Raw genomic sequence first — 7,176 nt, 5'->3', positions numbered from 1 at the left:
CTCAAACCGGGATGGAAATAAAAGTTATTAAAATCAATATAATGTGAAAATGCAATGAGCATAAGCGTGTAACGTAGGTTTACTGTCTCATACAACAAACCCACCAATAATTCAAGACGTCCTCCACGGGGCGCTTACCATAAAAAGGCTATGTGAAAGCAATGAGTAAAAATGTGCAGCAGTTAGTGGCGGAACTGCCTGAGGTGTATCAGACCATTTATGGGCATCCGGAATGGGCGCAGGCGGCGTCGCGGGACTGTTATGATCGCATTGATACCCTTGGCGCCATCTATGATCAATCGGCAGCGAAGCTTGGCCGACCTTTGCGGGTGCTGGATCTGGGCTGTGCCCAGGGTTTCTTTTGTTTGAGCCTGGCCGAGCGCGGCGCCACCGTGAAAGGCGTGGATTTCCAGGAGCAAAATATCGCGGTGTGCCGCGCGCTTGCCGATGAAAACCCGCAATTGGACGCCTCTTTCGCCACCGGCCGAATTGAGGAGGTCATCGATGCGCTGGAGCCCGGTCAATATGATCTGGCTATCGGCCTGAGCGTGTTCCACCACATCGTTCATCTTCACGGCGTGGAGCGGACGCAGCGCTGGCTGGCCCGTCTCGCTTCCTGCACCGAAGCCATGATCCTGGAGCTAGCGCTACGCGGGGAACCGTTATATTGGGGGCCTTCCCAGCCGGCGGATCCACGGGAATTGCTGCGCGACTGTGCTTTCTTTCACGAAATCGCGCGTTTCAATACGCATCTCTCCGCTATTTATCGCCCGCTGTACGTGGTCAGTCATCATTGGCTGCTGCTTGATGGACATTGTGACGTAATCGAGCAGTGGCGTGATGCGCCTTATACCGAGGCCCAGGGGGCCCACCACGGCAGCCGCCGCTACTATTTTGGCAAAAACTATTTTTCTAAGGTTATCAATTTCAACCTGACGGACGGTAGCCTGCTGGAGGCGGAGAACCAACGCAATCAGGCCGAACTGCGGCGCGAATGCGCCTTTCTTAGCGCCCCGCCGTCGGGCTTCGTTGCGCCGGCTTTGCTCGGGCATGGCATAAGCGACAGCGAGGGATGGCTGATAACGGAACGGCTAGAGGGAGAATTACTGTGGGACCGGTTATTGCGCGAAGACGCGCTGGATAAGGCGCGTATCATCGGCGACCTGCTGGAGCAACTGACGCTTTTGGAACAGGCCGGTCTTTATCATGACGACTTGCGCAGTTGGAATGTCCTTATCAATCAGGAAGGCGAGGTGCGGCTCATCGATTACGGCTCGATTGGCGCCGAAAAAACCGATTGTGTCTGGCCATACGATCTTTTTCAGTCCTGGTCTATTTTTGTCAACGAACTGTTCAATCCGCCAGCGACAAAACTCGACCTGCTTCGCCCCTTTGCCCTTAGCCCGTTCAATGTGCCGGAGCCCTTTCGTCGCTGGTTGTTTGCCGCCTGGCGTCAGCCGGCGCAGACCTTAACCTTCGCCAAGCTGCAGGCGCTATTTATGCAACGCGAACAGTTGCCGGCCTGTGCAGAGAACGAGACTGGAATGGAGCGCTGGGTCGCGGCCATGGAATCGGGTCTACAACAACTGCAACTGCATGTGCATCATCTGCCTGGTGAAAGCGTGTCGTCGCCGCCAAGCAGCAATCTTGGCGCCCCTTTTGAAGACCTGTTACGCCGTACCGAGATGCTCGAACAGCAAATGGCCGAGCAGCTTGAGCGCCATCGGGACAGCGACGATCGGCTGGCGGCCGTTTTGAGCAGCCGATCCTGGCGTTTGATGGCCCCTTATCGCTATGCGGGTTTGCAGTACCATTTGCTACGCCAACATGGTGTCAAAGGCCGCGCCCGCCATGCCGCCAAACGGGTGCTGCGAGCGTGTTACACGCAGATTCACCAGCGTCCGGCACTGAAATCTTGGGTCATCAATACCCTACATAAAAGCGGATACTACCCGCAGGCGCGGCAACTTTTTCAGCGTTTATTTCCACTCTCTCATTCCGTAGAGGAAGGGATGCAGCAGGCAACACACGATGCCCAACGCGCGCGGTTATCGGCGCAATTGAACGAGATGGACAGCGTGCCTGAAGAGGTGCGAAATATTTATCAGCAGCTGAAAAATAAAGGGTAACATCAGTGCATATTCTTATTGACGTCCAGGGTCTGCAGTCGGCAAGTAAATATCGCGGTATCGGCCGTAGCACGCTGGCGATGAGCCGAGCCATCATCCGCAATGCCGGCGAGCATCGGGTAAGTATTCTGCTCAATGGCATGTTCTCTCTGGATAATATCCGCGAAGTGCGTCAGGCGTATCAAGATGTGTTGCCGGCCAATGAAATTTATACCTTTTCCGCGCAGGGTCCGGTGGCGGCCTGCGATGCCGCTAACGCTGAACGTAACCGCGCCGCGCATATTAGCCGCGATGTCGCTATTGCCCATATCAATCCTGATGTGGTATTCGTCATCAGTTTTTTTGAGGGGCATGTGGATGAATATATCGTATCGATCCCAGACTACCCGGTTAAATGGCGCACGGTTTGCGTCTGTCACGATTTGATCCCGCTATTGAATCCAGAAACCTATCTGGCTGATATCAATTTCCGCCAATTCTATACCAATAAGCTGCATGAATATGAACGCGCCGACGCGATTTTCGCCATTTCCGCCTCGGCGGCTGAGGAGGTGAAAAAATATACCGCTATCGATCCGTCGCGGGTAATCAATATCTCCTCCGCCGTAGAGCCGGAGTTTCGCGTCCTTTCGCTTACGCCAGAGCAAAAGCAGGCTTTCCGCCAGCGTTATCACTTGCCGGACACGTTTATGATGACGTTGGCGATGATCGAGCCGCGCAAAAATATTGAGGCGCTGATTGAAGCCTATAGTCAATTACCTGAAACGTTGCGTAATGACTGCCCAATGGTACTGGCCTGCAAAATCCGTCCGGCCGAACTGGCTCAAATTCAGCGGCTGTGCGCGAAATGCGGGCTGACGTCCGAACAGGTGTTGTTTACCGGTTATTTGCCCGACAGTGATTTAATCACTCTGTACAACCTTTGTAAGCTGTTTATTTTTCCTTCTCTCCATGAAGGTTTTGGTTTACCGCCGCTGGAGGCGATGAGCTGCGGCGCGCCTACGCTTTCGTCGAATGCGACCAGCTTGCCGGAAGTAATTGGTTGGTCAGAGGCGATGTTTGACCCGACGAGTATTCAAGCCATGCGCGATAGCATGTTACGTGCGCTAGAGGATGAGGATTTTTATCAGCGGTTGCAAGACCATGCCCTGACGCAGGCGGCAAAATTTTCCTGGGATCGCACCGCCCACCTGGCACTGGCAGGATTTGAACGGATAATGACGAGCCAGGTGCCGTCGGCGGCGGACACCAGGCAATTCACCGCCGAAGCCATCCGCCGTCTAGCGGAAAAGGTAACGCTGAACCAAGAGACCGACCGCTTGGGCGTAGCCTGGGCGCTGGCGCAGAATGCCTTCAGTGAGCAAACGCCACGGCTATGGGTTGATGCCACCACGCTGATGGCGCAGGGCGATACGGCAGCAGCAGCCCGTACACGCCGGCTGATAACGACGTTGCTGGCGGCAGAACCGTCGGATTACTCGGTACACGTCGTCTACTGCTTGCACAATAGCGGCTATCGTTATGCCGTGGTCAACCCGGACGGCCGCCTTGCTCCCGCCCGTGCGCAAGATGTGCCGGTCCTTTTCACCCAGCAGGATGTGCTGCTGGTGGCCGAACCACAGGATCATGTGAGCGCCAGGCAGCAGGCGGAGCTGGATGCTCTCATCAGGGCAGGAACGCAAGTGGTGTTCTGGCTTCCCGATGACGCGTTTGCCGCGGCGTTGCTTGCGGCCCCGCAAGAGGCGTGCCCGCCGGAGGGGGCCGGGCTACGCGCGATGTTCCGCTATGCCGACAGTATTCTTTGCTCTTCAGGCGCCATCGCGGCGGAACTGCAGCGCCGTAAGGCGCAATGGGCGAACGAGATTGCCCTTAACACGACGCTTCAGATTGACAGTCTGGAGGCCGACGCTCTACCCGCCGCCGGAGACGAAATCCATCAGTTAATTGCTCGGTTACAGCTTGCCGCCCCGAAGAAATAGGTGCGAGCGCACGACGGCAGGTGCGGCTGTTAAAACGATTGCTTGGCCAACGGAGCCAGCCCCGCGCCGATCGCCTTCAGGATTAGGATCCCACGCATGAAGATAATGTTTGCTACCGATGCGATAAAATACCCGTTAACCGGGATTGGCCGTTATGCATTGGAGCTTGTGCACCAGCTAGAGCGTCTGCCGGAAGTGGAGAATCTGCAGTTTTTTAACCGTCTGCGAGTTCATACCTCCCTGCCGGACTATCCACATGCGCCGGCTTTACCTCCCCGACCTTGGAAACAATGGCTGCAACGACGTAGCGCGTTGATAGAAATGTACCGGCTGGCGTTTCCGTTATGCCAGGGGTATGCGCTGCGCGATTATCGCGATTACATTTACCACAGCCCGAACTATTATCTGCCGGTGGGCATGCCGCGTTCGCTCACCACTTTCCATGATATTTCTATCTTTACCTGTCCTGAATACCACCCGCCGGAGCGGGTGAGGTATTTACGTACAGCCATGCTCTCCAGTCTGCGTCGCGCCAGCCGGGTGCTTACCGTCTCCGATTTCTCCAAAAATGAATTGGCGGCGTATTTTAATTATCCGATCGAAAAAATTGATGTTACGCCCTTGGCCTGCGGCACGTCGTTTTACCCGCGCGTCGAGGATGCGGTGGCGCCGCTCCTGGCGCAGTTGGGAATAGGATATCGTGGTTATACCTTATTTACCGGCACCATTGAGCCACGCAAAAATCTACCGGTGCTGCTCAGTGCCTATGAGCAGCTTCCGCTAACGCTGCGGCAGCGTTATCCGCTGGTGATAAGCGGTTATAAAGGCTGGGGCAGCGGCGCTGAGCATCAGCGCTTTGAACGCGGCAGCAGCGAAGGGTCGGTTAACTATCTGGGGTATGTGGCGCAAGAGGAACTGCCGATTTTATTTGCCGCCGCCCGCTTATTTGTGTTTCCTTCATTGTATGAGGGATTCGGCTTACCGGTATTGGAAGCCATGGCGTCGGGCGTGCCGGTGGTATGCTCCAACGCCGCATCGCTGCCGGAGGTGGCGAATGATGCGGCGTTAACCTGCGATCCGTGGGATGTCGACGCCTTAAGCGCGGGGATCGCGCGGGGGTTGCAAGACGAGGCGTGGCGTGCTGAGGCCGTGGACACCGGTCTGGCGCGTGCGCAAATGTTCTCCTGGCAGCGCTGCGCTCAGGATACGATTAAAGCTTATCTTAAGGTTTAATGTGGTCTATGCTGAAAGTCTTACATTTTTATAAAACCTACTATCCCGACTCTTACGGCGGCATTGAGCAGGTAATTTTTCAGCTGTGCGAAGGCGCACCCGCGTACGGTATCGATTCCACCGTGCTGGCGCTGAGCCCGCGCGGTCACTGCGAACCTAAGCCGCTGGGGCAGCATCATACCGCCTACAGCGCCGTCAATTTTGAATTTGCCTCGACGCCGTTTTCATTTGGCGCTATCGCGCGCTTTCGCCAACTGGCGGCCGAAGCCGATGTGGTCCATTTCCATTTTCCCTATCCTTTCATGGATATGGTGCATTTTTTGGCGGCGAATACCAAACCGACCGTGGTCACCTACCATTCGGATATTGTGAAACAAAAATTCATCCTGCGGATGTATACGCCTCTGATGCGCCATTTTCTCGGCGATGTCGATCGTATTGTCGCCTCGTCGCCGAATTATGTCGCCACCAGCCCAATTTTTCAGCGCTACCTGGCCAAAGTGTCGGTGATCCCCTTTGGTCTCGATCGCGCGTCCTATCCACCGGAAGACAAGGCGCGGGAGGCGCAGTGGCGCAACCGGTTCGGCGAGCGTTTTTTTCTGTTCATCGGCGCGTTTCGCTATTACAAAGGATTACATACGCTGGTCGAAGCGGCGCGCAGCGCGCCTTACCCCATTGTATTGATTGGCGTGGGGCCGATGGAGGCGGAGCTGAAAAAACGCAGCACCGAATTGGGGCTGAAAAATATCCATTTCCTCGGCGCCTTACCGGACGTGGACAAAGCGGCATTGCTGGAGAGTTGCTATAGCGTGGTATTCCCGTCCCATTTACGGTCCGAGGCGTTTGGCATTACGCTCTTGGAGGGGGCGATGTACGGCAAGCCGCTCATTAGCTGTGAAATCGGTACCGGCACCACCTATGTCAATGTCCATCGGCAAACCGGCCTGGTGGTGCCGCCGGCGTCGCCGGCGGAGCTGGCCGATGCAATGCGTCAGCTTTGGCAGGATCCCGCCCAGGCGCGGCGCTATGGCGAACAGGCGCGCGAACGTTTCAACACCTTATTTACCTCAACGCGCATGGTCAGTAGCTATGCTGATATCTACCGCGAGCTGGCGGGCCACGACAAAGGATAGCGTTCCTATCGCACCAATCACTACCCGCGAGACACTTGCTTAGGTTAACATATAATATACATATAGATCTGTCCGCCGCGCGGCGGCGGCAGGGGATCATCCTTACTACAGGAGTTGCTTAATGTCCACACAACAGATAGGCGTCGTCGGTATGGCGGTCATGGGGCGCAACCTGGCGCTTAACACTGAAAGCCGCGGTTACAGCGTATCCATTTTTAACCGGTCGCGCGAAAAGACCGATGAAGTGATCGCTGAAAACCCGGGGAAAAAGCTGGTGCCCTATTATAGCGTGGAGGAATTTGTCAATTCGCTTGAGAAACCACGGCGTATTCTGTTGATGGTCAAAGCCGGTGAAGGCACCGATAAAACCATTGAATCGTTGAAACCGTTTTTAGAGAAGGGTGACATCCTCATCGATGGTGGCAACACCTTCTATAAAGACACCATCCGCCGCAATCGCGAGCTGTCGGAGGAGGGGTTCAACTTTATCGGCACCGGCGTTTCCGGTGGTGAAGAGGGCGCGCTGAAAGGGCCGTCGATTATGCCGGGCGGACAGAAACAGTAAGCGCCCCGTGGAGGACGTCTTGAATTATTGGTGGGTTTGTTGTATGAGACAGTAAACCTACGTTACACGCTTATGCTCATTGCATTTTCACATTATATTGATTTTAATAACTTTTATTTCCATCCCGGTTTGAGTGA

Annotated in this window: 4 protein-coding genes and 1 pseudogene; all 5 read left to right on the top strand. The window is 55.3% G+C overall.

Annotated elements, in window-relative coordinates:
• The first annotated feature begins 161 nt into the window (after positions 1-161).
• Positions 162-2,129 (top strand): methyltransferase domain-containing protein, encoded by a 1,968-nt coding sequence (locus ACMX3H_RS15680; RefSeq protein WP_415211488.1) that lies wholly within the window; start codon positions 162-164, stop codon positions 2,127-2,129.
• A 5-nt stretch (positions 2,130-2,134) separates the two neighbouring features.
• Positions 2,135-4,108: a glycosyltransferase family 4 protein gene (locus ACMX3H_RS15675; RefSeq protein WP_415211487.1), complete on the top strand. Its 1,974-nt coding sequence runs from the start codon at positions 2,135-2,137 to the stop codon at positions 4,106-4,108.
• A 96-nt stretch (positions 4,109-4,204) separates the two neighbouring features.
• Complete coding sequence (locus ACMX3H_RS15670; protein ID WP_415211486.1) at positions 4,205-5,341, top strand: glycosyltransferase family 4 protein; 1,137 nt, start codon at positions 4,205-4,207, stop codon at positions 5,339-5,341.
• 8 nt (positions 5,342-5,349) lie between these two features.
• Positions 5,350-6,474 carry a glycosyltransferase family 4 protein gene (locus ACMX3H_RS15665; RefSeq protein ID WP_415211485.1) on the top strand — a complete coding sequence of 375 codons (1,125 nt, stop codon included), beginning with the start codon at positions 5,350-5,352 and terminating at the stop codon, positions 6,472-6,474.
• A gap of 121 nt (positions 6,475-6,595) precedes the next feature.
• Positions 6,596-7,036, top strand: a pseudogene (locus tag ACMX3H_RS15660) (NAD(P)-binding domain-containing protein); the annotation flags it as partial.
• Positions 7,037-7,176: the final 140 nt, after the last annotated feature.

The organism is Sodalis sp. (in: enterobacteria) (genome assembly GCF_047607725.1).
Classification (GTDB): domain Bacteria; phylum Pseudomonadota; class Gammaproteobacteria; order Enterobacterales; family Enterobacteriaceae; genus JBLKSS01.
The sequence above is the reverse complement of the archived record's forward strand: the minus strand, read 5'-3'. Positions and strand labels throughout refer to the sequence as shown.